Source organism: Rhizobium lusitanum, from assembly GCF_014189535.1.
Lineage (GTDB): Bacteria > Pseudomonadota > Alphaproteobacteria > Rhizobiales > Rhizobiaceae > Rhizobium > Rhizobium lusitanum_C.
Genome location: NZ_CP050305.1, coordinates 169,425 through 196,411 on the forward strand (window position 1 = coordinate 169,425; position 26,987 = coordinate 196,411).

Sequence of the window (26,987 nt, forward strand, 5' to 3'; positions counted from 1 at the left end):
GCGCGAAGACAGCCGACTCGCCCCCCGGTCGAACACATGGTTCCGGCTGGATCTGGAGGTCGCTCCATTTTTTTCGATGCCACCTGAAATTGTCAGCTTGATACCGGTAAAGGCAGTAGATAGCCTGATGATGTTAGGTCTAACTCTGGCATGCCAGAGGTCTGGATATTTAGCAGCCCGAAGGGGGGAACCTTGAAACCTTTAGTCATTGCACCTGTATTATTCGCACTAATGTCTTTAAGTGCCTGTGAAACCTCGTCCCCATCCAACTCAGCATCAAGATCAACCTCTGATGCCTGCGGTGCCTCTCGATATCAAAAGTTGGTAGGAGGTCCATCTTCCGCGACAACGGGGCTAAAAATACCCGGAGATTCACGACACTACGGAAGCGAAGAACGGGTCGCTACCGATACCCCTACGCGCTTGAATTTCGTCCACAGCGGCACTGCGTTCCAATCCGTGACTAATCCGAAATCTAAGGTGATACGCGTGTTTTGCGGATGAAAGCCCAGTAAAGCCAGATCAAAGTGGCATCTGCGAATAAGCAGGGTGAAATAATCCCTGTCGCGCCCGCAAAAACATACGTTTAGCGCACGTATCGCCGCCGCAACCCGGTGCCGGATCACAATCATACCCATCTAGGAATTTGCAATGCGATTTTCACTGCCCTTGATCGCTGGGCTTGCTCTGATGACTGCTCTCTCCAGCTGTGTGACGACGCCGCACGTAGCCTCCCCTCCCCCAGCAGGTTGGAAGCGTTTCCATGCCTCTAAAGGTGGCTGTGCCATTGCTGTTCCGGATTGGATGAAAATAGCCGATGGTGCGGCAGGCGCCGCTCAGACCCAGCCTGGCAACGCGAGCCGAATTACGGTTGTGTTCTTCTTGCCCGAACTCGGCGACTATCAGCGCACTACCAGGGTCATGTCGATGGTCGATCCAAGCATGAAAGTCATGAGCCAATCAGGGCGCGGGACCATCGGCGTAGTCAACACATCTGCGGGCAGCCTGTGGACGATTATTAGCAACACCACGCCTGCTTGCAGCGTTAAGATTACCAGTTACGCGCCGCCTACCGGTGGGATTCCGGTTGTTATTTCGACAATGGCCGCGCAATTGGGGCCGGAATAGGCCCCTGCTACCCAGACCCGATTACACCCGGCCCACCCAGAGGGCACAGCGTTGGTTTCCCGCTGCACAACGCTGTCCCTCAATAGGTGTCGTCGCCCAGCTTTTTTGAAGGGAGTTGCGAAGCTGCGGCCGCCCTGGATCGGACGGGCACTATCGGCCAGATTCGGGTTCTGCGGCGCAAAACGATCGTGTATCATTCTCGAGCTCAACGGGAGAGATCGATTGGGTAACTACGTTGTCCGCTTTCTCGATACTCGGCGCACAATCATTGTGCTGACCAATCACCGTGGCGTTCCAGCCCCGCGCATCCGGGCGCACCAGGTTGGGCAAATCCTTTTCAGCGAATGAGATATCCCGCACGGGATCGAGAAGTGCAATCTATACCTCTGCGGTTGGTGACAGCACGTCGCCTTTTCCGGAGACTTCCTGTGGGATTGCGCGGCGAAAGCGACCGCTTCACAATGACGGCAGAAGAGCTTGGCGCCGGCGGGCACCGATCGAAACTGTTCGATCGGCGAGCCATCAGAAGGATCGGAAAACCGATTATCTGGCTATGGCATTCAACGATCCAACAAAAGCCGCTCGAGCCTGCCGGGTGGATTCTCCGAAAATAAATCTTTGAATAATTTTGAAACAACACGTGGGCGCAAACCAGCACTTTCATCGATCAGCACCAGCGAGAACTTTTTGATCTCGATGGTGATTGTGCGTGCATCGTCGATGCGACGATACCTTCGCGAATCGAGCGAATTGAAGCCATTCTGTGTTGCCCATGCAGCTATAGTCTGCGCCGTCATGACGTGTCCCATTGCGGAGACGAAGACGGCGACCACGCGCGTTCAAATCATTCCGCTGCTCAGTGAATAGCTTGGGTGAATCGAAGAGATCCAGAGCCAAATTGACTAGACCGAAAATTGTCTGAGGGCTGTTGCAAGTTAGACTCACGCCTCAAGGCGCGTGGCAGGCCTGCCAGGCAATCTTGGGCCTCGGGAATGTCGGCTGGCCGTGGCCGCGCCTATCTGGACGAACTGATTGTGTCGGCACTTACATATGAAAGACGTCGAAAGGGTCGTTGACGCGATCCTGGTGCCTACCCATTTGGGCGGTCTATACGCGTGACGATGGTGGTTGTATCGTTGAGGCGTTCACTACCCGGTGGACTTTACTTCGCCAGGCGTCCACGCCCCCAACCAAAAGACGCCTGGCGGCCCCTTCAAACCGCAAGCCGACCAAGTGCAAAGCCCCGTCTAGGCGCTCTTGGAGCCGTGTCTTGATCGCTCCGCGATGCTGGAGAGATCAACCTTTTTGCCGGCAACGTCAGCAACGATCTTCAGCGTTCCACCGAGTGATTCAGCATAATCCCGGAGCTTCGATAGTTTCATGTCGGCACGCTTCTCCAACCTGGATATATTGGTCTGCTTGAAGCCGGTTCCGGCGGAAACGTCCTCTTGCGTCCGACCAGCAAGCGCGCAGTTCCCTGAGGTTGCGGGCGGTGATCAGTTCGTCCGCACGCTTCGCAATGGCTCGCTGTTCGTCAACGGGAAGGTCGTTTATCAGCTTGTCCAGATCGTCCATGTGTCTTCTCCAGCTCTGCCAGATGTTCATCGTATCGTCAGCCACCCGACTTAGCACTGCCATCTCTACGATTGCTGTGCGCCGGGGCGGTATGCGATCCACCTCTGATTTGCAATGCGTTTGGGCCAGGAGTCAGGTGATATCGAGCAAGAGTTAGCTGGTTCTCGCCTGTCGAGACCAATGCCAGAGCCAAGAGTTGCCAGGTGGCAACTTGTATCTCCAAAGGTCGAGATAGGGACGCATATGCTGACAGCCTGTGTATGTTAAGCTTTCGTTAACCCTTATTTCCTTGCCAAGAATCGCGACTCGCGGCATCTTCCCTACGAAATATTCGTCCACTTGGGAGAATTATCGTAGTTATGGCGAAGGCTCGTAGTCAACTAACAGAGACACTCGCACCAAAGCGCCCGATAACCGAAGTTATCGCGAGTGATGGCGCGGCGTTATCCGAGGAACTGCAAGCCATGCGGCAGGTGCTTTTCCCGCCAATTGCGCAGAAGGTATTGCGTTCATTTTCGTCGGTCGAATCGGCAAAACTGATCGGTATCGCTGATGCGTATCTTCGGCAGCTTTCGCTTAATGGCAAGGGACCGCAGCCGACAATTAACTCCGGTGGTCGCCGCTCATACACGCTCGACCAGATCAATGAGATTCGAGCTGTTCTTGATGAAAATTCGAAGGGCAAGCGTTACGTTCCCCGTCGTCGGGGTGACGAGCACTGCCAAGTCATGGCTGTTGTGAATTTTAAGGGCGGTAGTGGTAAGACGACGACCGCAGCACATCTGGCACAGTATCTCGCGTTACAAGGATATAGGGTTCTTGCGGTTGATTTGGATCCGCAAGCGTCTCTCACTGCTCTGCATGGCTATCAACCGGAATATGATATCGGCGCTAACGAGACAATGTACGCAGCCGTGCGATATGACGAGACCCGGAGACCTCTGAGCGAAGTTATTCGCAAGAGTTACATTTCCGGTCTTGACCTTGTTCCTGGCAATCTCGAGCTCATGGAATACGAGCACGACACACCGCGCGCGCTTGCCGAACGTTCTGCCGAGCCCTTCTTTGGCCGCGTAGCATCAGCTCTCGGCACTGTTTCCGATGATTACGACGTGATGGTTCTGGACTGCCCACCGCAGCTCGGTTTCTTGACGCTAGGGGCTCTCTGCGCTTCGACAGGATTGCTCATTACCGCGCATCCCCAGATGCTTGACGTGATGTCGATGTGTCAATTCCTTCTGATGGCATCGGACCTGCTGAGCGTTGTTCAGGAATCCGGGGGCGATCTCGATTATGATTTCATTCGGTATGTGGTGACGCGCTACGAGCCTTCCGACGGTCCACAAGCGCAGATGGTGGGGTTCATGCGGTCGCTGTTCCGAGAGCGTGTCCTAACCAACACGATGCTGAAATCGACCGCCATCTCGGGCGCTGGCTTATCAAAGCAGACGCTTTACGAGGTCGGTCGTGAGGACTTTTTGAAAAACACCTACGAAAGAGCGATTGAATCGCTCAACGCCGTCAATGGTGAGATTGAAACCTTGATCAAGCAGGCGTGGGGTAGGGCCGCATGAGCAGAAAAGAGGTGCTAAAGGCAATGCTAACTCGTCGGGAGCAGGAGTTGCCACCTGGCAACTTGCAGCCTGAAACCGATAGCCCAGAGCCTGCGATAACGCCGGAGCGGAAGTTGCAACACATACGCTCTGGTGCTGTCGGTGCTATGGGGCGCTCACTCGGAAGTATTGCAAGCGCGGCCGACCAAGCGAGAGCCCTGATCGCGGCCGGTTCAGCCGTGATTGAAATCTCTCCTGACAAAATTGAGGGTTCATTTGTTGCTGATCGGCTGTTGGACGATGGCGAAGACTATCAAAAGCTCCGCAATGCCATTAGCGAATCTGGACAAAAGAGTCCGATCCTCGTGCGACCGCATCCGACGAAACCGGACAGGTATCAGATCGCTTTCGGTCATCGAAGGGTTCGTGTTCTCGCAGCGTTGGAGCGCCCGGTTAAAGCTGTCGTTCAAAATCTTACAGATGAAGAGCTAGTTGTTATCCAGGGTCAGGAAAACTCAGCTCGATCGGATCTTAGCTACATCGAGCGCGGTCTCTTTGCTTTGGCGTTAGAAGAGCGAGGCTTTGACCGTCGCGTCATTATGTCATCGCTCGCGATGGAGAAGACGCAGCTTTCAAAGTTGATGAGTGTTGCGCACTCTTTGCCTCGTGCTCTGATAGAGGCAATCGGTCCGGCACCAAAGGCAGGGCGACCACGTTGGGCTGCGCTGACTGACCGTCTTAACCAGACTAAGAAGAGATCGGAGCTGAATGCGCTGCTGGATAGCCGAGAATTCAAGGTCGCCGACACGAATGAGCGCTTCAGCCAGGTGATGGAGATTCTATCCACGCAACGCGCTGCTAAACGGCCTGAGAGCATCAAAACCCGCGAAGGTACGAGGCTCGCCTCAATCGAGCGATCTGGCTCGAAGATCAATCTTGTCTTTGACGATCGAGCTTCACCTGAATTTGCAGATTATGTGGCGTCTCAACTTGAGACTCTTCATCGATCATATCTTGGGACCCGCAAAGCTGAAAAAGCCGAGCGATGATCAAATGAGTTATCAGAGATAATAGTAACGACGAGAAGGACTACACCGCAAAAGAAAAAAGCCCCCGAACGTCACCGTAACGGAAGCTTTCCTCTAAGTCTGAACACCTTTGAGAATCGCATTTCCGGGAATCGCTGTCAAGAGTCTTTGGCGCCGTTCGGCGAGTGGATTTCTGTTGCCTCAACGTAGGTGAGAGAAAATGGAAACTGGATATGTGACGACGCCCTTTGGGCGGCGGCCGATGACGCTTGGCATGCTCGCAAGTCAAAAGCTGACGCGCGAAATCGACCCTGCCAAGTCGGTCGACAAATGGAAAATTTATCGCGCGCTTTGTGAAGCCAAGCCACTGCTCGGCGTCACCGATCGTGCGCTCGCCGTGCTGAACGCTCTCTTGAGCTTCTACCCGAAGAACGACCTTTGCGAAGATAACGGCCTGGTCGTTTTCCCCTCGAATGCCCAGCTGTCATTGCGGTCGCATGGCATGGCCGAGCAAACGATCCGACGCCACCTCGCCGCCCTGGTCGAGGCTGGGCTGCTCATCCGCAAGGACAGCCCGAACGGTAAACGTTACGCCCGCCGGGGTAGGGAAGGGGAGGTCAGTGACGCTTTTGGCTTTTCATTGGCTCCATTGCTTTCTCGCGCCGAAGAGTTCGAACATCTAGCTGCCACAGTGGTGGCCGAGCGCCTCCATATCCAGCAGCTGCGTGAGCGCATCAGCCTCTGCCGTCGCGACATAGCAAAACTGATCGAGACGGCAGTTGCTGAGCAGCTCGGCGGCGATTGGCAGGGCATATATCTGGGTTTCAGAAGCCTGATCGAGGACCTCCCACGCTTCCCAACGACAGCAGCATTGGAGAATCTGCTCGAGGAACTGGTCATTTTGCGTGATGACATCGTCATCCAATTGGAAATGCAGCTGAAAACACAAAAACAAAGCGGCAATCCCTATCAAAATGAGCGTCACATACAGAATTCAAACCCCGAATCTTATTCTGATCTTGAACCAAGCTTCGAAACGAAGCAGGGCGCGACAACGGTGGATAAACCTGACCTGACAACCGTACCGATGGTGGGGAAACCCGAAGTATCCGTTGACGGGCGGCAATCGGGTAGGCGGAAAGCAGCCGAGCGGGACGCTGGAGCGAATGCGGATGCCCGCGGCGATCTCAAATCATTCCCGCTGGGTCTCGTTCTTCAAGCCTGCCCGCAGATCATCGATTACGGGCCGGGCGGTGCGATCGGCAGTTGGCGTGACCTGTTGTCGGCTGGCGTCGTCGTCCGAACCATGCTGAATGTCAGCCCATCTGCTTATCAGGATGCCTGCCTGGCCATGGGGCCGGAAAATGCCGCGACGGTGATGGCCTGCATTCTCGAGCGCGGTGGACATATCAACTCGGCCGGCGGCTATCTCCGTGATCTGACCCGGCGAACCGAGAAAGAACAGTTTGCGATTGGTCCGATGCTGATGTCGCTGGTGCGTGCAAATGCTCCTACTGGGCAGAGGACGGGTTAGAGTCTGCTGCTTTCGGTTTGCTTCGGCCGAGAAGGCCGGCGCGGATTTGAGCTGCTCGCGAAATTTCAGGCGATTCCGTCGTCGGTTGCGGGGGAGGGGCGGGAGTATCCGATGAGCTCTTGTTCAGCTTCGAGAACGCCAGTTGGGCGGCCATCCGGTGTTCTTCCGCATTGGGAGCGACCGCGTTGCCGTCGATATCATGCCGAAAAGCGTCTGGCTGGGCGCAGGCAAGAAAATAGCGTTTTGAATGCGTGTAGGCAGAAACCGCGCGCCGAAGCGAGATAACAGAGGTGTCTGGTTTCAGGAGCGCTCGAAGATCGGTCCAGATGCCGATGGCAAAAGGGCAGATTGGGTCGCCGACTGCCTTGGGTAAAAGATCGATCGGCCGGATCAGCAACGCCTCGATGGCTTTAGCCTTGTCGATGTCAGAAGGGGCTGCTGGGATCATGAATCGGCTCTCCGTCCAGGGTTTGTTATCGATCGTTCTCGTTATCGGCTTTCGATAAACACTGGAACATGCAATTTTGATGACGACTTTGTACCGGTTTTGCAAAGAAATAGTAGCGGCCTTGGGCTGGTAGACTGCGGAGATATCCATTTGTTGAATTGGTATATCCAGATTGCTTACAACCCGACCGATATACCGCTGTTGTTCTTGTCGGACAGATCACCACATCGTGGTGTGATGCCTTACTAGCTTGCACAGTGTCTAATTCATCCCTATATTGGGATGGATTGATGAAGGAGTGGCGCTTGTCCCAAGTCCAGAATTTTACGCTAAGCGAAGCAGGCTATGTCCTCGGCAGAACTCCGGCGATGCTGAACAAGGCGGTTGACACAGGTGTCATTTACGCCCGGCAAAAGAAGGTGGGGAACGTGGTTCAAAGGCTCCTTGGCCCGGCCGAACTGCGCTTTCTGCGGCTTGCCGATGAACTCGACAAGGACCTGACGCCAGCAGGGCGGCGCCGGCTTTACGGCGCCTTGCGCAAATTGCCCTATGATGCTCACAAACTCCAGCTCGGTAGGCTTGAACTGGATCTTGCGCAAATCGACACCGATCTTAAAGACCGAATGGCGAGACTTGAGGCCGTCAGAGGCAGGATTGATAGCAAGGGCGATCGAGGTGAGGCGGTTGTTCGCGGAACGGTTATTTCGGCACACTTGATCGCAGCTTTGGCGCGGGACGAGGGCGTTGATGCGGTCCTTACAGATTTTCCTTCGATGACGCGAGATCAGGTCGAAGCGGCGGTCGAGTATGCCAAGGCTTACCCAAAGCGGGGGCGGCCCTATCCAACGAAGAGCCTGAAAACCACTTTGGCCGCTTTGGCTGATGCTGGTGCGTTCGATGACGACAGCGACCGTGGTGAAGTCGGACCAAGGGCCATTCCGTGACGCTTTATTTGCTCGATGAAAATGTTCTCCGTGAACTCAAGCACGGCGGGCACAAGAACGTGCATCAATGGATCGCGACGGTCGATGACACGGACCTTCGGCTGAGTGTCGCGACGCTATTCGAAAAGCGTCGGGGAGCCGAAGCATTGATGAAGCGTGATCCGGAATGCGCTCGACGGATACTTGATGGCATCGAGACGCTCGAAAAATCGTTCTCTGATCGTATCATTCCAATCGACGGGCCGGTTGTCGCAGAATGGACGCGACTTCTCGGAAACAAGAACTAGGACCGATGGGACGTTGCACTGGCCGCGACCGCACGCGTTCACGGTCTGATAATTGTGACGCGAAACGTTTCCGATTTCACGGGGCGCGGTGTTAGAATCCTCAATCCGTTCAAGTCGCCCCCGGAAATTCTGAATATTTAGGCTATCGCTTTGATGCGTAGCGCATCGTTCGGGGTAAGCCAAAGGCATGGTTTGCATCGTCGCTTCTAGCGTAGGGCTTAGCGTGGAAACGACCTGTGAGAGTGGTCATAGTAGCTGCGCCCGATCAGGAAGCCTCCTCCGATTGGGTAAGTCGGCTGTCGAAGGTGAAGGTATCACGGCCGGGCCTGTAACCCTTTGCTCGCTTTTGCCGTAGAAGTTCCAGGAACGCTTCTACAGCTCGTTTTTCGCTCGAAAATACGTCTATACGTCGTTGTCCCCTGGTGCCTAGCCGCCCCCATATCCGCACCAGCGAAGTCTCGCCAAATAGCGTCGGCTCGAGCGAGATCTCATAGAAGCGCGCCATGTTCCTGGCGGGGTCGATGCGCTGAATGTGAAGTCGATAAGGTTGCGGGCTCATGGCAAAAGAGTCGCACGCGTACGGTTTTGCGTCCAATGAGAGGTTTGAATCGGTTCGGCCTAAATGATTCAACCATTTGATGGGATCGAGGAGGGTAGGGCAGGCATGATAATGCTGGCCGCAATATTTGGAGCCATCATCGTCTCGTTCCAGGTCGAGTGGCAATCAGCATGAAGCCGAGAAGTGGCGAGCGATAAATTTCTCGGCGCGATCAGCCCAGTGAAGCATGGTTCCCGCCCTACGCCTGCACCAGGGCATTGGGCAACAGTAGGAGACGGCGTCTCGCCACTGGTGTTAGAACCAATGAGCATTCAGGCACTCGGCGCGAATAGGCAGAAGATCAGCCGAGCTGTATGGCGCCTATAGCGCTGCTCTTATTCATCGCCGTAATTTGCTGGCAAATGCAGCTCGACCTCCATCGAGTCGTGCAACACACGACCAATGCCGATGAAGTCGGCATGGGCAAATCGGAAAAGAAGTAGATGGCGCGGCTGACGGACTATGCCGCTCTCATGCCTCGCGCGTTCTCGGCTGTGCCGCAGATGGTAACTGCAAACATGATCGCCCAGTTCGGGTCGCTCGATAATTCCGATGCGTTGGGGTTCAGCGGCAATGTCCCGCATGGCGGTCACCAAAAGGCGTTCGTATCTAAGACGGGCGAGTTCGCCGAATTTGTCCTGCGTCCAGGCAAGCATATCGAGGATGTCGGCTTGCGCCGACGTGGAAATACGGAATGCGGGCATGAGTTACCGGGACATATTCTTGACGCGCTGGCCAGCTTGCCGTCCGAGCCCAGTGATAAACCCTTCGAGTTCGTCGTCATTCACATCAGCGAAGCGGCCGCCCTCGATATCCGAGAACCCAACGCGAGCTGCTTCGCGTAAAGATTCCAGCTTGGCGACGTCAAGGGCATCGCGCTGCTCGACCAGCCGCAAGCCGTCGCGTAGAACCTCACTCGCGTTCTGATAGCGGCCTGACTTTACCAACTTGTCGATTACTGCTTCGTGGTATTCGGTGAGGACAACGTTTCGTGTTGGCATTTACGATTCTCCGGTCAGCTGATGTCCAAGTGCGCTTCTATCACCATATGGCATATTATGCCATAAGACCGACACCTCAAATAGAGCTGATCGGATTTGAGGGCTTGAAGAGCCGACGCTCGATACGACCAAGAGTATGCTGTAGAGCGCAACTGTGAGCGATAAGCCCAGGATGTACGGACTATCGACTAATTTTACGGGGATATCCAAATAATAACTGCAGGATATTCCCGTATATCTCCATCACGAACTGCGAAGATTGCCCGCATAATTAGAGGATTGGGCAATGGGCAAACTTTAGAAGCCGCGATGGCTTTTCGCTGGTCACAATGGATCTCATGAAACAGCTCGCAAAAGATTGGTGAACTCATGTGATGAAGGTTTTCCAGCCGTAGCGCCCGTCGGGCGGCGCGTTAGCGGCCGGAGTGAGCTCGCGACAAATGCCGCGCATTTGTAATGCGGCGCACGGAGCAGGCGGAGGGGTGTTGTCATGTCTGGATGGGTGCGAAACCACAGATTGAATTGCGAGACCCACAATCGAATCCACTCTTGAATATTCATATTATATAATATACGCATATTTGCAGAGCAGATTTTAACGCGGAGGGAATGGTTTCCGAGCCGGACGATATTTTTCGGAAATGGAGGCGTTTGGTTTGACTGGTACTTTCAGGCCAATGCTATGACGGCTAACTGATCCGTATCACGCTGAAAATATTTACACTCTGGCATTTTCCATCCCGGATCGTTGTCATCCTGGATCAGTTTTATTGCGAATTTTTTGCAGTCGTTAGGCAGGCGGTGTGCTCTAAGGATGGACTGTGTGACCGGACTAGCATGTCGATATCAGAACCTGTGGCGGGAGTTGTGGAGCCTGCTAATTGCCACGATGACGCGATTTCGTCATCTTCAATATAAAACTGGAGGTTGTTATGCGGAAAGTAATCGGGGTATTCGCCATATGTTTGGCAATGACTGGAAATGCAATGGCAGCACCTGTCATCACCTTCTACAAGAAGCAGGGTGAAAGCAATGTCGATTGCCGCATCTCGATGGGCAATGGCGAGATCAGCTTCAAGAGTTCGAGCAATGCTTGCACCAACGATGACGATTATTATTTCTCGATATCGGGCGCTGAAGACGGTGTCAAATTCGGAATTTACAATAGTGGCGACTGCAAGACCAATGAGAGCTACGCCACCTACAAGATGGGCAATGGCGACTCGAACCGCAATATCCGCATTACCGCTGTCGACGCGAGCCGGGGACTGAGCGAAAACCGCCTCATCCACGATACGCTATTGGCCGGTGGATCGTCGGCCAGCGGGCAATTGCACGGCAAGGTTTCATGCTTGAAAGTTTGGGATATGTCTCGTGACTCCAAAATGATGGTGCTTCCCAAATAATCCATCACGGACCCAAGCCTGAATTTTCGCAGTCTAGCCAATCATGCTGGCGAGTAACGGGTGGAACAATCCTCCCGTTACGTGGACTATGCCTTGGTCAGACGACGGAAGTTTATTTTGTATCTAAAACGTTGAAAAACAGGGTGCAAATATGAACAGCGCAAACAAACAGGCACGGACGTCACAATGGACGAACCTGGAGACGTTCGAACCAAGGGTGACGTCGCCGACAAACAGACTCTATCGAAACGGCAGACAACAGGCGGAGGTGACGGTCGTCCTGCGGGCGATCGACGCCAATAGTCAGGTCGTTAGCCTGAGCGACGAGCAACGAAGAAGCGTGCGCTTGATCGACTACGATAGTGGTGAGCCTCTGTCGGGCGTTCCCGCGTCGGGCATTGTCGAAGGTGGCTGGGGGGCAACACAAACCCGCAACGAATACGAATTCTTTCCGGGGAACCGCGCTGCCTCCGAGCCACGGGCAAACGAACCCGGTTTCGAGTTCTTCACATGGTATGTCCAGACCGTCGAATCCTCACCGAAAAAAATCGGTTGTCAGGTGACCAGAGATACCGACACGATTTTCAAATCCAATGCCGATAATTTTAAAAAGTCTGTCGAACTACTGCCGCAGCGGCTACCGAGCGCGCACGAGACCCGGGCCGTCGATTATCCATGGGAAGTGCGACGCGTTACCGGCGGCGAAAACGATTGGGACACCACGTCAGTCGATTACTACTATTGCGGACTTTCGGTCGATGGCAGCCGAGTTCAGTTTCGTTCGTTCATTGCAGTGCCTGCCAGCATGATCCAGTGGGAGAGCAGCAATCCTGCAAGCGAACTGTTCACATTCACTGGCTACGGTGCTCCTGGCAGTACAAGCGCAGTCTATGCGATGCCTGCGATATTTGACAGCCGTAAGCATAATGCGATCACAGCGCCGCGAAGCGGCGAAGGGATAATCGTCGCAATCCGCGACGTCGGTATCAGGTCGAGCAATGCGCAAAACCCGAACCGCTCGCCATGCAATATTTCGGCTATGGATGAATTCGGGACGGAACATCTCCTGCGCGTCGAATTCAAGTCGTCGTCAAACCGCAACGAACTTGTGATCAGCCGCCGCTAACTAGCCCGTGTGCAGCGTTCACAATCGAACGCACGCACCCGCTTGTTCGCCCATCCCTCAGCCTTTTTCGACGAGGTTCTGCAATGACCACATCCGATGGTGAAGCACGGTCACCAAGCCCAACGGTGCGCTCGAACGCTTTTAATTTTCTCAGTTTCGTCGAAACCGGTGTCGATCCGCGTACGGGCCTCTATACGGTCAGTGTTTCGTTGCCCGATTTGCCTACCAACGGACTGACGGGACCGGTTGCACCGATCGGGCTGGCGTTCAGTCCCATGCAGCCTGACGATCGTGGGATCGGCATCGGATGGTCTTTGCGTATGAGTGCCTACGACCGCTCGGCGAAACAGTTGCGCCTATCGACTGGCGAACTCTACAAGGCGACGGATACGGGATCGCGTCTCGTCGTCGAAGATCAGAAGCTGCAGAATTTCCACGTCGAAAAACGCGGCAACGACCTGGTGGTGGTTTATAAATCCGGCGTCACTGAAGTGCTGTCGAACGGCAACGGACTTTACGATGTTTATTTGCCGTCGGTGATCCGGTCGCCCGAGGGGCGCTCGGTCAATCTGAGCTATTCGCTGTTTCTTGGCCATCGGATCCTGAGCGAGGTTCGCGACGACAGTCAGCGCATACTGACGATCGAACGCAACACCGGGCAGGTGCGTATTGCATTCCATCCAGACACCCAATCTGCTGCGGTGTTCACACTTGTGCTTCAGAACGACCTAGTGACGCAATTGCGATTGCCGGTCGAAAACGCGGCGTGTTGGCGCTTCCAGTATCGGATGTTGCTCGGCTTGCCGTTGATTAGCCGGCTGGAGTCGCCGACCGGTGGCGTGGATATCCTGAACTATCAGGAGAATGGCCACCAGTTTCCAGTGGGCGCGCCACAGAATTATCTGCCGTATTTGATCGAACACATACGGGCGCCGGGTGCGGGTCAGCCGCCGATGCGAACTGTGTACCGATATTCCAGCCGCAATTTCCTCGGTAGGGATGCGCCGGGGCTTATATGGTCCGATGACGTGGACAATCTTTATAAGGTGTTGGCCGACTACCAGTACGAATCGACCGAGATGGTGATGGACGATGCGGTCGACACGAGTGAAGCCGTGCGGATAACACGACGCGTCTACAATCGTTTTCATCTGCTGGTGACGGAAGAAGTCAATCAACAGGGTCACGTTCGGCTGCAGGACATCGAATATCACGAGCATCCGGGGCGCCCGTTTGCCGAGCAGGCGCCGTGGTGCCAGTTGCCTCACCGCGTGGTCAAGTCGTTCTATCGGACCGCATCGACCGACATACGGCGCGACGAGACAGTCAGCACGACATTCGATGAGTACGGTAATCTGTTGCAGCAGGTCGATGCCGCCGGAATGATTGAGGAATACACGTATTATGGAGCAGAGGGCGAGGCCGACTGCCCCACCGACCCGTTCGGCTTCGTAAGATTTGTAAAGGAAAAACGCGTCACGCCCGCGCCATCGGTAAGCGACACTTCGGTAATTGCGACACGTTGCGGATATGCCATCCTGCCATCGTTCGTAAGCGGGCAAGCCCATATCGTGCAGACCCGTGAATCGCGTTTTGAGCTCGCCGGCGAAACGGAGCGGCTACTGGCGCAAAAGGATATCGCGTATATCGATACGCTGTCCGATCCATCACATCATGGGCGCGTGCGATCGGAAACCGTCACTTATAACGGTTTTTCGACGCAGACATTTCACAGCTACGCCATACAGAACGAAGCACTAAAGACGACAACCACGGTGGTCGGATTTGACGGCACACAGCGCAACACGGTGATGACACGTTCGATACTCACCGGGCGTGATCTGGAAATCCAGAATGAAGACGGCGCGACAGTACGTTTCGAGTACGACGCGTTGGGGCGTGTGATTGGCGAGATCACGGCGCCGGGTACAGAATTCGAAGCGAAACGCCATTACACTTATGCGCTCGCAGCTCTTTCCGGCGATCCGGTCGATATGCAAGCTGTTGACGTCAATGGCATTGCGACGTGGACGTACTACGACGGGCACAATCGCACCATCCGTATTGAGCGCGAAGATGCGGACCAGTCGGACAAGCCGCTACGGATTGTTTACGAGGCACAATACGACGCAAGAGACCAACTAACGAGTGAAAAGCAGGTTGATTGGCTTGAGGGCAAAGCCCTCGCGGTGACGCGTGTTCATGGCTACGACGATTGGGGTCAACGGTGCTGCACAGTGCGGCCAGGCGGTGTTAAGGAACATCACGAAACCGACCCGGTGGCTCTCGCTGAAACAGCCTGGATTGAGGCGGCAGACACCGTGCGTTCGGGCAAGATGGTCACAACTTATAACCTGTTTGGCAAGCCGGAATCGATCGAACGCTTCGATGTTGAAGAGAACACGGTCAGTGTCGCGCGCAAAGAGTATGATGGTCTTGGCCACTGTGTGCGAGAATTCGATCCGGCCGGAAATTCGACACGATTTGCCTACGATGCGTTCGACCGGCTGACGCAGCACATCTTGCCGGACGGCACCACGATCGAACATGCCTATGCGCTGCATGACGGCGGCGATCATCCGGTTGCGCTGTGGGTGAGCCACGCTGGCGGGATGGCACGTGTTAGCGCGGGTGAACAGACGTTTGATGGTCTGGGACGTCTCCTCAGCCGCACGGTCGGCGGACGTCGGCGCGTGTTTTCATATCAAGCGGGCCAATCACAACCCACCAATGAAACTACGCCCGCCGGCAGCGTGATCGAATACCGCTACGAGCCGCGCTTGACCCGAGAACCGGTGCGCCGTATCGCCGAAGGCGTCGACACCGAGTATGGGTTTCATCCAAAACATGCTGGGCTAATATTCACACGCGAGGCAGGCGCGGACTATCAGCTTGAATATTTTCCGTCAGGCAGTTTGCAGCGCGAACGGTGGAACGGAAGCGGTGACGTGTCCGAGGCCAGTCATGCTATGTCGCTGGGTGGACTGCCGTTAGGTTACACCGACCGCTTCGGCCGGACGCAGCAGATGGAGTACGACAATACGGGTCGGCTCGCGCAAATCCGCTACGCATCGTTGACCAGTACTCTGGATTACGATTCGCTGGGTCGGCTCGCGCACTGTACAACCCGCGACGCCGCGGATCAGATTGCGCTCACGATTGCGCCGCGCTACGACGACCTCGGACGAGAGATTGAGCGCACGCTGTCACGCGAAGGCACTGCCCATCAGATACTGACACAGCGCTACACCTCGACCGATCAGATCGCGAAACGCACATTGCGTTCGGGCTCAGAGGTTCTGCGCGACGAGACATACGAATATGACGCGCTCGGCCGTCTGGTGGCGTATCAGTGCACGGGAACCAAGCGCCCGCGCGATCCTTACGGCAAGGATGTCACGCTCCAGCATTATGAATACGACGTGTGGAACAATATCGTGTCGCTCAAAACTGGCTTCGACGGCGGCGAGGATATTGCGCGATTTCAATATGAGAATTCAGCCGATCCGACACAGTTGACTGGCGTGAGCCATAGCCACCCAGATTATCCCGCGTCGTTGACGTTGCACTACGACGTGGACGGCAACCTCACCAAGTCAGGCGAATTGACTTATCGTTATGATGCGCTCGGCCGCCTGGAAGCCGTTGCGCACGGTGTGAACGGGGTGCTTGCGCAATATCGCTACGATGGGCTGGACCGAGTGGCTACGATCGAATCGACAGGCAGCCCTGCTGCGCAACGCACCTACCGCGAGGGGAAGCTTGCGAGTGAAGTGCAGGGCGATGTTGAGCGCAGCTATCTCCACGAGGGTAGGCTGCTGCTGGCCCAGCACGACGGTGGCCCACAGGCACGCTCGATTCTTTATGGCACCGACTTTCAGCTTAGCGTGCTGCGTGCGGTGGCCGGCGACAGTGAGCGCGACCTGGCTTATACGCCGTATGGTTTCCTGCCGGCTGACGCCACGTTGCCAGGGGTACCAGGGTTCAATGGTGAACCGCGTGATCCGATCATGCTCAGCTATCTCTCTGGAAACGGGCGACGTCTCTATGATCCCGCGCTGATGCGGTTTTGCAGCCCGGACAGCCTCAGTCCATTTGGAGGCGGCGGATTGAACGCCTATGCATATTGTCTCGGCGATCCGGTGAACCGGGTTGATCCGACCGGTCAATTGAGCTGGCAGGCGATACTAGGCATCGTGCTGAGTGCGGCGGCCATCGTTGTGACGGTCGCTTCGCTTGGAACAGGTGCTGCGATTTCTGCTGGGATGATACAGGCAGGGGCCGCATTGACGACGTTCGCGACAGTGCCGTCCGCGACGGTCTCGGGCGTGGTCGCTACCGCGATGAGTGTGACGGGTATAGTGGAAAGTGCTGCGGCGATCGCTTCGGCGTCATTGTCGGAGAAGTCGCCCGAAGCGGCAGGAATGCTCGGCTGGGTGTCGCTCGGGCTCGGCATCGGCTCCGCGGCGTATGGCGCTTATGGCGCGGTCACGCAAGTCGCACGGGCAGCCACCGGAACCGTCTCTAAAGCCGCGCGTAACATTGCCGTGGCACGATCGGCCGTCGATGTGGTCTCCCGGACACAAGGTGCGGCTGGCCAGTTCGGTGCGACGTTTGCCAGCGAGATGCCGGCCTGGGTAGGGTATACGATGACGGGGCTTTCGCTTGCGTTGACCGGCGCGAGCTGGGGAGGTGCCCATCGGCAAGCGGCACATGCGCGAAGCACCGGTCGCTATCCGCTGGCGCTCGCCGGAGAGATGGAGATGAGCCCTGCCGGTCCACAACCGGTTGATCTATCGAGCAGCGAAGACGGCGGGGCACCGGCTGTCTTATTGAGCTTGCGTGGAATTCCGGAATCGCCGGGTGTACTGTCGTCTCGTGCGAACGATGGTGTCAGGCAGGTTGGGGTGCTTACCAGGCAATCGTGAGGGCACTGTTGCAAAAAATCGTGTTGCTGTCCGAAAGAACGCCGAAGATTTTGAGCGAGACTTTTGATGAGTGATTTCAAGTGGCGTCATTTTCAGGGTGAAGTGATTTTATCGGCGGTGCGATGGTATTGCCGGGCGATGTCACCTTAACTTGAATTCGGATGCACGTGAGACGTTCGGCCTTGGGGATTGATCTCAGGCCATGGCTCCGGCCGCAGTTTTCCACTCTGCGATCGCCTGAGATCCTCGATGCAGTATGGAAGCATCAGCTTCCCAAGCTGATCCTGGGATGCAGGGCTCTACTGAGTAAATGTGGGCCGCGTGCAAAAAATCCCGCTGTCGTTTCGCCTTGGCCTTCCTCGAGCATCTGTAGGGCGTGTCCATAGGTTTCCCGCAATGCCTCTGTGCGGCGCATCGCGCCGCGTTGTTCGGGGAAAGCGGCGCCGCTTGGCGTGTGGATTGCGCGTCAGCGGCCGGAGTGAGCCCGGCACAAATGCCTTACATTTGTACCGGGGCGAACGGAGCAGGTGGAGGCAACCCGCGCCCGCCAGGTTGCGCTGAAGGGTTTGCCGGAGCCTCGTGGGAAACCTGATCGATGATACGTAGGTGACACTCGCTCGATCGAGCTTTAGCTTCCCGGAATGGTGTGCCAAATCCGAGATCAAGCTTTGGGAGGCATTCCCAGGTATGACCTGAGGGCACGCTCTGTAATGTCGCTGGCCGTCGTCTTCAGTTTCAGTGCCTCCAGCTTGGCAGCAATGATCACCGCGCCGGACAAAGCGATCTGGAAGCGCTCCGGCTTTTCATCGGCGGAGCCAGGATTGAGAGGGACGACCGGTTGTGACTGCTTTTCCGTGGCTGGTGGGTCGGCGGCATTCCGGTTGCCTGCCGGTGCCGCGTGCATCCCGTCATAGGAGCCCAGTCTTCCGATGGAATCGGCAATCAAGGAATCCAGGTCTGACAAATTGCGACGTGACTTTGGCAGCGGCGGAATGTCCGTCATGTCGTCCTCCATTTTCTTCATGCAGCTTCGCTGACGATCCTGGTGATATCGGTGATCACGCTGACAATGTTTCCTCGAGCCTTGGCCACCTGCTCGGATTTGCCTGGGTCTTTCCCGATATGTGCAAGCGAACCCGCCTCTTTCGAAAATTGCTCGTAGACTTTCCGCGCTCGCACGAATGTCGGTAAAGCCGGAAGCTTGTTGTCGCGGATCATCTGCACGGCATCCTGGAAGGCTGTGGTGTTGGTGTCGATGCCTTCAACGCGATTGAGGATGAGCCTGAGGGGTGCTCGTTTCAGATTATTCTCAGCCCACTCGAAGAGTTTTACGGTTTCCACCATTTCCATCACATTGGCTTTCGCCGGCACCAGCGTGATGTCGCTCGAGACGATCGCCGCGATCAGCAGGTCGTTCATGGATCCCTGGACGTCGATCAGGATGATTTCGGCATTCGATGTCGTGAGCGCGACTTTCAAATCCTGCGGTGTGTTTGCCGGTACCACCATCAGTGATGGTGGCAAGGTACCTGCGCGCTGGCATCGGTTCACCCATTGAAGACAGGATTGCTGCTTTTGATCGGCATCGATGATCAGAACCTTGGCACCGTTCTGAGCGAGCTCGGATGCGATAAGAAGGCACAATGTCGATTTGCCGACGCCACCCTTTGAGTTCGCAACAGCGATAATGGTCATTCAGCAGATCCTCATGGCACGGTGAATGTATTGATATATACCAAATAAATACCAACGGCGCCTTTTGCAAGCGCTATTGCTACAGGCACTGAACGCACGTCTGGCGCTGCCCGTGGCGATGCATGTGCCGGCCCTCCGGTCAGCGACATCAGTCCCAGAACTGCGGTAGCTGTGCTGGCTTTATGCAGCGCTGTCGCTTGCATCACTGATATTAGCTCCAGCCCGTCATGCACTCTTGCCACTGTGTTCCGTTTTAGGAGTGCGCGACCTGTCATCACTGCTGATACTGCCGGAAATGATTGCAGTGCCGCCACTTTAGTAAGTGATATAAGTAATTGAAATATATGATAAAAGTGAATTATTTGGTTGGCAGGATAGCAGTTTTCGGTGTACGAAAACTGTCTGTGCCCGATGGGCGGCCTAAAGGCTGATTGGCTCGTCCGGCAGTCGCCATAGGGGCGACCGGAGCGTGAAGAGATGAGCGAGATCGGAATTGGACAAAGGCGAGCAAGCCGAAACAAATCGGTACGCGTCAGGCTGTCGGAGGCCGAATTCTCCGCCCTTACCGCCTTTGCCACGGACGCCGCGCTGCCTACCAGTGAGGTGTTGAGGCGATTGGCCCGTGAGGCTTCTGGCCTTGGTCCAACTTTTGAGGGAGATGTTTCTAGAAAAATTCAATCGGCAATCGTTCAGCTTCGCAAGATCGGCGTAAACCTGAACCAGGTTGCGCGTGTTCTGAACAGTGGCCGCACTCCCGGTTATGAGCCTCTGCTGGGCGGCATCGAAAGGCTCGCGAGACTCGTTGCGCAGCACGAGCGTGATCTCGACTCGCTTCGGGCGAGGGGTCGCGCTCGCGCACGGTGTCTGGTGAGAACCGATGTTTGACGTCGACGCCCTCCTGGAATTGCTCGATGACATCGAGCGACGCAAAGGGCAGCGTGTATCGCCAAGTTCCCCGCCGCCGCAGGGCGTCGATATGCTGTCCATGAGGAAGGTGCGGCAGAAGCCCGGACCAAAGCGGAAGCGGCCTGGCGCCGTCGGTACGCCCTATACGGGCAGCAAGCCGCGCACGGGCGCCGCACCGATTGATCTGCTGCTCGAAGATGAGTGGCGCAAGCGCCGTAGGGGTGGGGCAGGCGGGGGCATTTCCCCTGCTCGCAGCCTTAGCCAGGCTGATAAGACCAGGCTGAAATCCGGGCCGAATACCGGAACAGGTACTGCGGGAGCGAAGACGGAAACTCGCATCCAGGTCGTTGGTCCGCAGGAACGGCTTGCGATCGCCGGGGGATCACAGCCGGCCGTCGTCAAGCTCGTGAGCTTTGCTGCCGGTGGTGTCCGTGTCGCAAAACTTCTTACCTATCAGAGCCGGGATGGCGAATTGGCGGTCGAGCGCGAGACCGGCGCGCAGATGGCGGGCGGGCAGTGGATCCAGGCGCTCGCCGACGAATGGGCGGAGGAGGACGGCCGTCAGCCTTCTAAGGACGTGCTGCGGCTCTCGCTGTCTGTTCGTTCGGATTCCGATGAAACCATCGGCGCGGCGTTGAAGGAGGCCTTGCCCGGTCATCGGATCGCTTGGGCGAGCCGGCCGACTGAGGCGGGAGGGGGGCGGGTCGTCGACGTCGTGACGAGTGCTGCGGCGAGCGCCCATCCTAAGCAGCACAAAGTGCAGCGCATCTACGACAATCGGAAATCACTGGCGGGCCTCGCAGCGCGGCTCGAAGACGCGTTCGGCGCCGGCACGGGAATCGAGGTTCATGGCTTTGCCCATGGGGTTGAGGGTGTCGGCCGTTATCTTGCCCAGGTCCGCAAGGGGACGCGCCTTGCCGTGTGGTCGGTTCGCATGGACAAAAGCGGATCTTTTGTTGGAGATGTCGTAATCGAAGCCGGCTCGACGTCTCTTGCGGAAGCGAAGGACTGGAAGCGGGATCTCCGCTCGCAGGAACGACGCGACGTCGCCCATATCATCTTTAGCGCAAAGCCCGGCACGCCGAGGGAACGCTTCGTTGACGCCGTGCGCGGGACGCTCGCCCGTGAGTTTGCCGGGCATCGTTACGCCTTTGTGTTGCATGAGGATCGACAACATCTGCATGTTCACGCGGCGGTGAAAATGCTGTCTGAGACCGGCCAGCGTCTCCATCCGCGCATCCAGGATTTTAAGCGCTGGCGCCAGACGCTGGCCAAGGAAGCGCGTGAGCGGGATATACCAATGGACGCGGTGAGCCGCTTCGAGCGAGCCAACCCGCCCGGCTACAAGCTGAAGGATATCCGTCGCGTTCAACGCGGGATGGCCACGGACAATGCGCGCCGGCGCGTCGAAGCGGTGAAGAATGGCGCCGTTCACATTCCAGTTCGGGAAGAGGGTAAGCGCCGTGCGGCCGCCGCAGCGCATGGTTGGGGTCACGTGGCAGCCATCGCCGCGCAGGCCGTTCCAGAGATTGCTCGGGAGGCCGGCGTGCTGCGTCTCTATCGCGCCGAGCGGCCGGGATCTCGTTCTTCGGCACCGATCTTTACCCGCGACCGCGCCCAGGCTGCGGAACTGGCACAGCGGTATGGTGGAGCGCTGAGCTTCATCGATGTTCGTCCGACCGAGATGCATCACATCACGGCGGCTCGCAACCAGTCTAGCATGGAGGGCGGCAGTGACCGCTTCGTGGTCGCCCGCGACCTGGCAGACACGATGCGCCTGGTTCCTCCAGCAGAAGCAACCACCACAACGATTATGCGGTTTCGCCGACGCAGCGAGATCGCCGGCGAATACCAATCCCCCGGATATCAGGCAGGCACAGCGACAAAGGAGACCGACGACATGGCAAATCTCGATATTATGAAAACCTCCTTTGCGGAGATGGATGAGCAGATGGAGGTCATCCGGAAAAAATCTCCCGGCTGACCGCCAGCCACAAATCGATGGACTGCATAGCAAGCTGAAGCAGACGCAGCAGGAGATGCTCAAGGCACAAGAGACGATCGAGAAGAGACGGGGAACCGTCGAGGGTGAGACCTTTGTCCAGCCCGTCAAACATGAGTTCAGCCAATTCGCGGCTGAGGAGCGGGGTGAGGTGATCCGCTATGTCAATCGCAAGGCGAATGGCAGCGTGGGCGCCGTTGCGTTCACCGATCATGGCGACAAAGTCGAGATTGCTCGTTGGAAGGACCGCGAAACAGTGCTGGCGGCCATGCAGGTGGCTTCGCAGAAATGGGACGCTTTGACGATCAACGGAACCGACGGTTACAAGGCGATCGCCGTCGAGCTTGCCGCGGAGCATGGGTTTAAGGTTACGAGCCCTGAGCTGCAGGATAAACTTGTTGCTGCCAGTGAGCGGATTGCCAAGGAACGGACTAGCCGTGCCGGAATAGCACCTGGCCTGGGTGGGGAGGAGACGAGAGTGGAAATGCAAGGAGAAGCAACTGTGCCCGCTGCCCTGCAGTTGCCCGCCCGCGAAACACCAGCACCGGTCGTCGACGGCGACAAGGTCAGGCCTGCCGACCGCGACCGGGGTGCGATGCTTGCCGCGATGCGTGAAGCTTCGAAGAAATGGGATACAATCACAGTCAACGGAACCGACCGGGACAAGGCGTCGGCCGTCGAGCTTGCGGCTGAATACGGCTTCAAGATCAGCAATCCCGAGCTGCAGGATAAGCTTGTTGTTGCACAGGAGAAAGTCGAGCAGCGCCGGCAGAAAGAGCAAGCTCGCGAAGAAAGGCGACCTGGCTTCACGGAAGGCTCAGCCAAGCAGGGACCGGGCCAAAAGACGGACATCGAGATCGAGCTGGCTCTCCAGACTGTACGAGAGAGAACGGATACTGAGGCACAGCGCGAGGTTCGTCAGGCCGAGCACAGTACTGCCACGAATGAGCGGCCGATCGATGGCGGTGGGGAGGATCACGCATATCGGACGCAAGCCGAAGCGCGTGCGGCCGTTCGTGCTGAACGCGCGGTAGATCAGAACCCATCAAAGCCTATCCCGGCCGATGTGAACCAGTCGCCTGAAATTGAGCGCCAACGCCAAATCCAGCAGGAGCTGTTGGCCGAGAAGCAAGCGAATCATCAGGCTGAAACGCAGAGACAGTCCCAGAAAGCGCGTCCACGGCAGTAGCGAAACATAAGAGCTTGGACGTCTACTCCAGAAATGAGTTCAGTCTTCTTCTGTATTAATGGTTGCAGATAAATACAAACTTACAAATTCAGATAGAGGATCGTGCGATCACCGCTTCCCGATCAGGCCGCTCGCCTTCAAGTATTATTCCCGAAAAAGTCAGAACAATCTATGGACGCGACAGGGCCGTGTGCTAGGCTTCAATGAGAGGGGATTGGGGGATAATTGCAGTCCCGCTCACACCTTGACCAAGATGCTTTATGCAATGTCGAGGACTGAAGCCAGGACGGGGACTGCAACTATGCGCCAACCGCGGTCTTATGCGGGCGGGCCTTGACCGAGGAATGATCTTTGGCAGACTGTGTCAGCCAATCAACGACCACTAAAGCGTCGTCTCGCCGCCTCGGTAACGGGCGTATAAAGAGCGACGCGGGTGCCCTCGGGGTCGGAGAACTGGACCGTGCGATTGCCCCATGGCAAATCCTTAGGCTCATGCACCACCTCGACTTGGTCTTTAAGCCGTGAGAATTCCGCATCGACGTCTGATACCATGAACTCAAGGATGGCGCTTTTATTGGCGCGGGGCTCCGCACTGCCCTCCTTAAACATAGCTACCGTCTCCGCGCTCCCTATTGCCAAAGCCGCACCTGGTGTGACGATCTCGGCGAAGACGGGAGCAAGCCAGTCCGCGCGGTAGCCCGTCACCAGCTCGTAGAAGGCCACCATCCTTTTGATGTCCGAAGCGACGAGACGGGTGGATGTAAATTTCATAATTTTCTCCTTCAGTCGTAATGGGCTCTTTCCCCGCTATTGTGACACAGTCATGCTGACAGCGTTGTGGCAGCAGGAGGCGGCAGCTATGCGAAAAGCGGAACGGCTTTTTCAGATCATCCAGATCCTTCGAAGGTCGAGCCGCCCAGTCACCTCGGCGCAGCTTGCGGATGAACTCGAGGTCGCGCGACGAACCATCTACCGTGACATCGCGCACCTGATTGGCCAGCGCGTTCCCATCGACGGGGAAGCAGGGTTCGGTTACGTCCTCGATCCGCGATACGACATGCCGCCGCTGATGCTGACAGCCGAGGAAATCGAGGCCGTTTTGCTCGGCGTTCAAATGGTGGCAAAGCTGGGTGACGCCGCCATCACGAATGCCGCCAGAGATGTCATCGCAAAGATTGCGTCCACAATACCGAGCGACCTTCTTCCCTTTATTGCCGAACCCGCAGTCAGCCTGAAACCCGGCGAGGTCATTAACGGCTTGTTGTTCGACACCCGTCCACTCAGGCAGGCGATTAGGGAGGGACGAAAAATGCAGCTCGAATATTGCGCGGCGAATGGCGAGGTAACCCGCCGTATCGTTTGGCCCGTGCTTCTAGGCTATGCGGACGCGCATAATGCCGACATTCGGATTATGCCGAACTGTTGGCGACGCGGCTTTTTCGGGCCGGGATTCCAGCTTCTCAACTCGGCATAAATAGCTCGCATAATATCAATGCTTATCGGCGCATGATCCAATCGATCAGGACAGTCCGTCGGTCTCCTGTGTCGCGGTTCAGGTTGCCGAAAGTTCCATGCTCATTCCGGCGTGATTTTCTTCTGCGATTATTGATGAGCCAATAGAACACGCCCGTCCCACTCGGCATTCGTTTGCTCGCCAGCCCGTGACACGAGGCTGCTGCGTTCAAAAGACTGCGCCAGCGCCTGCCTCGGCGCGTTGAAGTCGGGTTGCGTCGAAACCAGAGTGACCAGCGAGAGCGGGCGATAGATCCGCTCTTCCATGACCGAGCCGATCCAAAGCGGTACAATCTGTCCGTTTGTGACTCCCAGGTCGGTTGCCCACAGTCGAAGAACGAGACGCGAACTGGCCGCGGTTGTCGTGTCCGCAGATCGCACGAACGTGAGATATGGAAGACGTCCGCTTGCGAACAGAGGAACCAAAGGGACACCAGCAGCGTCGGTGGATGCAGTGAGCCATTTGAGGGCGGTCGCCGGCGTCCAACCGATGGATGGCTCCCAACCGTCTTGCTGCAAAATATTCTCCAAACCCCGCAGACTGCCCGCCCACTGGAACGTCAGCGGTTCCTCCTCTTCGCCGGTGAGATCGATCCGCCGCGCGGGTAGCGTCTGCCAACCTGTCGCCCACCAGTCGGCAACAGCCGTGATCTGTGTCGCGCTCTTGGCTGCATACCGCTCCACATCCGTCGCGTGGCTTCGATAGATGTTGCCTCCGCCGGCAAGGAGAAGTGCCAGGGACGCGGCGACAAGCAAGGAAGGGGATCCTATTCGTTCGACCGGCCGACGCAGATAGAAGAGGCCGAGCAGGATCAGCCACGCAGATCCGAATGCCGCCCCGCCAACCACGTCGGAAAACCAATGCGCGCCGAGGTACAGACGGGAGAACGCGATCAGGAAGATCAGAGCCGCTGCGCCCAGGGCGACGGTCAGCTGCAGCGCGGGACGAAGCTCGCGGGCAATGAGAAACGCGAGGAAACCGTAGAGCACCATGTTCGTCGTGCTATGGCCGCTTGGGAAGGAAAACGCGCTCCAGCCGGAATAGAGCAACTCATCTGGTCTCGCTCTGTGGAGTGTAACTTTGATGACGGTGTTGAGGGCCGACGCCCCTGCGACAGCAACCAGCCAGAAAACAGCCGTGCGCCATGCACGTTTCCACAGGAGCCATAGGAACACGATGGCCGTGACCGCCACCACGACTCTGGTATCGCCAAGCTCCGTGATGCCGATCATGATCGCATCGCCCACTGGAGTGCGAACCTCCTGCAGTGCATTGTAGATGGCGCTGTCGGCAAGAACCAGCGGATCACCGTTGATCACGTCCTCGAGGACGCCGAAGAACAGCCAGGCCGCGCCGCCGAGGAGGACAAGCATTAAGGCGAGGACCCGCACTTCGGAACGCTCCGGGTCGAGCAGGCTGGCGACACTGCGGCTGAGCCATATGTCGCGGGTCTCAGCCCAGTTCCGCATCTCTGCGATGCCAACGGCCAGAAGTGGAGCAGCACGCCTCAGCGTCCATCGCACCAAATGCAATGCGCCCCAGCCCGCAACAAGCAGGATGCTTAGAAGGATTGCCAGCGGCTTTGCGGCTGGACCAAGAGCGCCGAATGCAGCGCCGGCGAGAACGCCGGGAATAACGTGTAACGGTGCCCAGACAAGCGCCGACGCGATGTTGACGGCATAGAACCGCCTCACCGACATTCCGAGCATGCCCGCGAGAAGGGGGACGAAGGCGCGAACCCCCGGTGCAAACCGGGCGATGAATACGCTCTTATCGCCGTGCCGCTTGAAGAAGGCTTCGCTGCGTTCAATCAGTCCCGGGTACCTGTTCACTGGCCAGCGCCCAAGAATCTCGCGGTGGTACCGGTGGCCAAGCCAGAAAGAGACACCGTCCCCGACGATCGCGCCTGATGTCGCTGCGGCCAGTAAAGGCCACAGCGACAGGACACCACTCGGAACGAGCGCACTCAGCGCCAGTATCACCGCCGTGCCTGGAACGATGACGCCGATCATTGGGATCGACTCAGAGAGCGCAAGCAGGAACACTGCGAAATAGGCAATGTGCGAATGCGCGCTCAGCCAGTCGATTACCGATGAGACCAAGGACGTTACCATTGCCAGCCGTCC

General features: G+C 56.8%; 23 protein-coding genes. 13 read left to right on the top strand and 10 right to left on the bottom strand.

Features of this window, described 5'->3' with window-relative positions; translation table 11 throughout:
* Nucleotides 1-651: 651 nt before the first annotated feature.
* Nucleotides 652-1,128, top strand: coding sequence for a hypothetical protein (locus tag HB780_RS02470; protein WP_183686521.1), 477 nt, complete (start codon nucleotides 652-654; stop codon nucleotides 1,126-1,128).
* Between the two features lie 560 nt (nucleotides 1,129-1,688).
* Here the strand turns inward: HB780_RS02470 and HB780_RS02475 are convergent.
* Complete coding sequence (locus HB780_RS02475) at nucleotides 1,689-1,925, bottom strand: hypothetical protein (protein WP_183686523.1); 237 nt, start codon at nucleotides 1,923-1,925, stop codon at nucleotides 1,689-1,691.
* A 553-nt stretch (nucleotides 1,926-2,478) separates the two neighbouring features.
* A complete protein-coding gene (locus HB780_RS02480) occupies nucleotides 2,479-2,703 on the bottom strand; it encodes a hypothetical protein (protein ID WP_286202848.1) in 225 nt (74 codons plus the stop codon).
* Between the two features lie 359 nt (nucleotides 2,704-3,062).
* Here HB780_RS02480 and repA point away from each other — a divergent pair, with 359 nt between their 5' ends.
* The 3 genes from repA (at nucleotide 3,063) to repC (ending at nucleotide 6,818) form a co-directional block, all read left to right on the top strand.
* On the top strand, nucleotides 3,063-4,277 hold the full coding sequence (gene repA, locus HB780_RS02485) for a plasmid partitioning protein RepA (protein ID WP_142889578.1): 1,215 nt from the start codon (nucleotides 3,063-3,065) through the stop codon (nucleotides 4,275-4,277).
* A complete protein-coding gene (gene repB / locus HB780_RS02490; RefSeq protein ID WP_183686525.1) occupies nucleotides 4,274-5,305 on the top strand; it encodes a plasmid partitioning protein RepB in 1,032 nt (343 codons plus the stop codon). The genes repA and repB overlap by 4 nt, the downstream gene beginning before the upstream one ends.
* 199 nt (nucleotides 5,306-5,504) lie before the next feature.
* Nucleotides 5,505-6,818 carry a plasmid replication protein RepC gene (gene repC, locus HB780_RS02495; RefSeq protein WP_183686527.1) on the top strand — a complete coding sequence of 438 codons (1,314 nt, stop codon included), beginning with the start codon at nucleotides 5,505-5,507 and terminating at the stop codon, nucleotides 6,816-6,818.
* Here repC and HB780_RS02500 read toward each other — a convergent pair.
* Nucleotides 6,796-7,416 (bottom strand): ProQ/FinO family protein, encoded by a 621-nt coding sequence (locus HB780_RS02500; RefSeq protein ID WP_286202849.1) that lies wholly within the window; start codon nucleotides 7,414-7,416, stop codon nucleotides 6,796-6,798. The genes repC and HB780_RS02500 overlap by 23 nt on opposite strands.
* A gap of 218 nt (nucleotides 7,417-7,634) precedes the next feature.
* Here HB780_RS02500 and HB780_RS02505 point away from each other — a divergent pair, with 218 nt between their 5' ends.
* Both HB780_RS02505 and HB780_RS02510 read left to right on the top strand, forming a co-directional pair.
* Entirely contained in the window at nucleotides 7,635-8,210 is a 576-nt protein-coding gene (locus HB780_RS02505) for a DUF433 domain-containing protein (protein ID WP_286202850.1), read from the top strand.
* Complete coding sequence (locus HB780_RS02510) at nucleotides 8,207-8,497, top strand: PIN domain-containing protein (RefSeq protein WP_286202851.1); 291 nt, start codon at nucleotides 8,207-8,209, stop codon at nucleotides 8,495-8,497. Before HB780_RS02505 ends, HB780_RS02510 begins: the two co-directional genes overlap by 4 nt.
* Before the next feature lie 265 nt (nucleotides 8,498-8,762).
* On the opposite strand, the gene HB780_RS02515 is transcribed toward HB780_RS02510, so the two are convergent.
* From HB780_RS02515 to HB780_RS02525, 3 genes are all read right to left on the bottom strand, one after another.
* Complete coding sequence (locus HB780_RS02515; protein ID WP_183686742.1) at nucleotides 8,763-9,056, bottom strand: WGR domain-containing protein; 294 nt, start codon at nucleotides 9,054-9,056, stop codon at nucleotides 8,763-8,765.
* Between the two features lie 374 nt (nucleotides 9,057-9,430).
* Complete coding sequence (locus tag HB780_RS02520; protein ID WP_183686529.1) at nucleotides 9,431-9,799, bottom strand: type II toxin-antitoxin system RelE/ParE family toxin; 369 nt, start codon at nucleotides 9,797-9,799, stop codon at nucleotides 9,431-9,433.
* 3 nt (nucleotides 9,800-9,802) lie between these two features.
* Complete coding sequence (locus HB780_RS02525) at nucleotides 9,803-10,096, bottom strand: type II toxin-antitoxin system ParD family antitoxin (protein ID WP_183686531.1); 294 nt, start codon at nucleotides 10,094-10,096, stop codon at nucleotides 9,803-9,805.
* A gap of 986 nt (nucleotides 10,097-11,082) precedes the next feature.
* Between HB780_RS02525 and HB780_RS02530 the strand changes: the two genes are divergently transcribed.
* From HB780_RS02530 to HB780_RS02540, 3 genes are all read left to right on the top strand, one after another.
* The gene (locus tag HB780_RS02530) at nucleotides 11,083-11,502 is read left to right on the top strand and encodes a hypothetical protein (RefSeq protein WP_183686532.1); all 420 of its coding nucleotides are present in this window, start codon (nucleotides 11,083-11,085) and stop codon (nucleotides 11,500-11,502) included.
* 268 nt (nucleotides 11,503-11,770) lie between these two features.
* Nucleotides 11,771-12,628, top strand: coding sequence for a hypothetical protein (locus tag HB780_RS02535; protein WP_183686534.1), 858 nt, complete (start codon nucleotides 11,771-11,773; stop codon nucleotides 12,626-12,628).
* 83 nt (nucleotides 12,629-12,711) lie between these two features.
* Complete coding sequence (locus HB780_RS02540; protein WP_183686536.1) at nucleotides 12,712-17,556, top strand: RHS repeat-associated core domain-containing protein; 4,845 nt, start codon at nucleotides 12,712-12,714, stop codon at nucleotides 17,554-17,556.
* Between the two features lie 661 nt (nucleotides 17,557-18,217).
* Here the strand turns inward: HB780_RS02540 and HB780_RS02545 are convergent.
* Both HB780_RS02545 and HB780_RS02550 read right to left on the bottom strand, forming a co-directional pair.
* Complete coding sequence (locus HB780_RS02545; protein WP_286202852.1) at nucleotides 18,218-18,559, bottom strand: hypothetical protein; 342 nt, start codon at nucleotides 18,557-18,559, stop codon at nucleotides 18,218-18,220.
* Nucleotides 18,560-18,576: 17 nt separating this feature from the next.
* Entirely contained in the window at nucleotides 18,577-19,251 is a 675-nt protein-coding gene (locus HB780_RS02550; RefSeq protein WP_183686541.1) for a ParA family protein, read from the bottom strand.
* Between the two features lie 477 nt (nucleotides 19,252-19,728).
* On the opposite strand from HB780_RS02550, the gene HB780_RS02555 reads away from it, so the two are divergent.
* The 3 genes from HB780_RS02555 to HB780_RS32820 are packed head-to-tail and all read left to right on the top strand — an operon-like array spanning nucleotide 19,729 to nucleotide 23,348.
* The gene (locus HB780_RS02555; protein ID WP_183686543.1) at nucleotides 19,729-20,136 is read left to right on the top strand and encodes a plasmid mobilization relaxosome protein MobC; all 408 of its coding nucleotides are present in this window, start codon (nucleotides 19,729-19,731) and stop codon (nucleotides 20,134-20,136) included.
* Nucleotides 20,129-22,141, top strand: coding sequence for a relaxase/mobilization nuclease domain-containing protein (locus tag HB780_RS32815; protein WP_286202853.1), 2,013 nt, complete (start codon nucleotides 20,129-20,131; stop codon nucleotides 22,139-22,141). Before HB780_RS02555 ends, HB780_RS32815 begins: the two co-directional genes overlap by 8 nt.
* On the top strand, nucleotides 22,101-23,348 hold the full coding sequence (locus HB780_RS32820; protein WP_286202854.1) for an LPD7 domain-containing protein: 1,248 nt from the start codon (nucleotides 22,101-22,103) through the stop codon (nucleotides 23,346-23,348). The genes HB780_RS32815 and HB780_RS32820 overlap by 41 nt, the downstream gene beginning before the upstream one ends.
* Before the next feature lie 372 nt (nucleotides 23,349-23,720).
* Here the strand turns inward: HB780_RS32820 and HB780_RS02565 are convergent, their stop codons facing one another.
* Nucleotides 23,721-24,119 carry a VOC family protein gene (locus tag HB780_RS02565; RefSeq protein WP_183686545.1) on the bottom strand — a complete coding sequence of 133 codons (399 nt, stop codon included), beginning with the start codon at nucleotides 24,117-24,119 and terminating at the stop codon, nucleotides 23,721-23,723.
* An 88-nt stretch (nucleotides 24,120-24,207) separates the two neighbouring features.
* Here HB780_RS02565 and HB780_RS02570 point away from each other — a divergent pair, with 88 nt between their 5' ends.
* Nucleotides 24,208-24,822 (top strand): helix-turn-helix transcriptional regulator, encoded by a 615-nt coding sequence (locus HB780_RS02570; protein ID WP_183686744.1) that lies wholly within the window; start codon nucleotides 24,208-24,210, stop codon nucleotides 24,820-24,822.
* Nucleotides 24,823-24,950: 128 nt separating this feature from the next.
* Here HB780_RS02570 and HB780_RS02575 read toward each other — a convergent pair whose 3' ends face one another.
* Nucleotides 24,951-26,975, bottom strand: coding sequence for a bifunctional DedA family/phosphatase PAP2 family protein (locus HB780_RS02575; RefSeq protein WP_183686547.1), 2,025 nt, complete (start codon nucleotides 26,973-26,975; stop codon nucleotides 24,951-24,953).
* Nucleotides 26,976-26,987: the final 12 nt, after the last annotated feature.

Bases quoted from the DNA above. Each gene is read 5' to 3' on its own strand.
- HB780_RS02520 (WP_183686529.1), bottom strand. From the start codon at position 9,799: ATGCCCGCATTCCGTATTTCCACGTCGGCGCAAGCCGACATCCTCGAT.
- HB780_RS02575 (WP_183686547.1), bottom strand. From the start codon at position 26,975: ATGGTAACGTCCTTGGTCTCATCGGTAATCGACTGGCTGAGCGCGCAT.
- HB780_RS02540 (WP_183686536.1), top strand. From the start codon at position 12,712: ATGACCACATCCGATGGTGAAGCACGGTCACCAAGCCCAACGGTGCGC.
- HB780_RS02475 (WP_183686523.1), bottom strand. From the start codon at position 1,925: ATGACGGCGCAGACTATAGCTGCATGGGCAACACAGAATGGCTTCAAT.
- HB780_RS02550 (WP_183686541.1), bottom strand. From the start codon at position 19,251: ATGACCATTATCGCTGTTGCGAACTCAAAGGGTGGCGTCGGCAAATCG.
- repA (WP_142889578.1), top strand. From the start codon at position 3,063: ATGGCGAAGGCTCGTAGTCAACTAACAGAGACACTCGCACCAAAGCGC.
- HB780_RS02525 (WP_183686531.1), bottom strand. From the start codon at position 10,096: ATGCCAACACGAAACGTTGTCCTCACCGAATACCACGAAGCAGTAATC.
- repB (WP_183686525.1), top strand. From the start codon at position 4,274: ATGAGCAGAAAAGAGGTGCTAAAGGCAATGCTAACTCGTCGGGAGCAG.
- HB780_RS32820 (WP_286202854.1), top strand. From the start codon at position 22,101: ATGAGCAGATGGAGGTCATCCGGAAAAAATCTCCCGGCTGACCGCCAG.
- repC (WP_183686527.1), top strand. From the start codon at position 5,505: ATGGAAACTGGATATGTGACGACGCCCTTTGGGCGGCGGCCGATGACG.
- HB780_RS02570 (WP_183686744.1), top strand. From the start codon at position 24,208: ATGCGAAAAGCGGAACGGCTTTTTCAGATCATCCAGATCCTTCGAAGG.
- HB780_RS02555 (WP_183686543.1), top strand. From the start codon at position 19,729: ATGAGCGAGATCGGAATTGGACAAAGGCGAGCAAGCCGAAACAAATCG.
- HB780_RS02545 (WP_286202852.1), bottom strand. From the start codon at position 18,559: ATGACGGACATTCCGCCGCTGCCAAAGTCACGTCGCAATTTGTCAGAC.
- HB780_RS02515 (WP_183686742.1), bottom strand. From the start codon at position 9,056: ATGAGCCCGCAACCTTATCGACTTCACATTCAGCGCATCGACCCCGCC.
- HB780_RS02530 (WP_183686532.1), top strand. From the start codon at position 11,083: ATGGCAGCACCTGTCATCACCTTCTACAAGAAGCAGGGTGAAAGCAAT.
- HB780_RS02480 (WP_286202848.1), bottom strand. From the start codon at position 2,703: ATGGACGATCTGGACAAGCTGATAAACGACCTTCCCGTTGACGAACAG.
- HB780_RS32815 (WP_286202853.1), top strand. From the start codon at position 20,129: ATGTTTGACGTCGACGCCCTCCTGGAATTGCTCGATGACATCGAGCGA.
- HB780_RS02500 (WP_286202849.1), bottom strand. From the start codon at position 7,416: ATGGATATCTCCGCAGTCTACCAGCCCAAGGCCGCTACTATTTCTTTG.
- HB780_RS02565 (WP_183686545.1), bottom strand. From the start codon at position 24,119: ATGAAATTTACATCCACCCGTCTCGTCGCTTCGGACATCAAAAGGATG.
- HB780_RS02505 (WP_286202850.1), top strand. From the start codon at position 7,635: ATGCTGAACAAGGCGGTTGACACAGGTGTCATTTACGCCCGGCAAAAG.
- HB780_RS02470 (WP_183686521.1), top strand. From the start codon at position 652: ATGCGATTTTCACTGCCCTTGATCGCTGGGCTTGCTCTGATGACTGCT.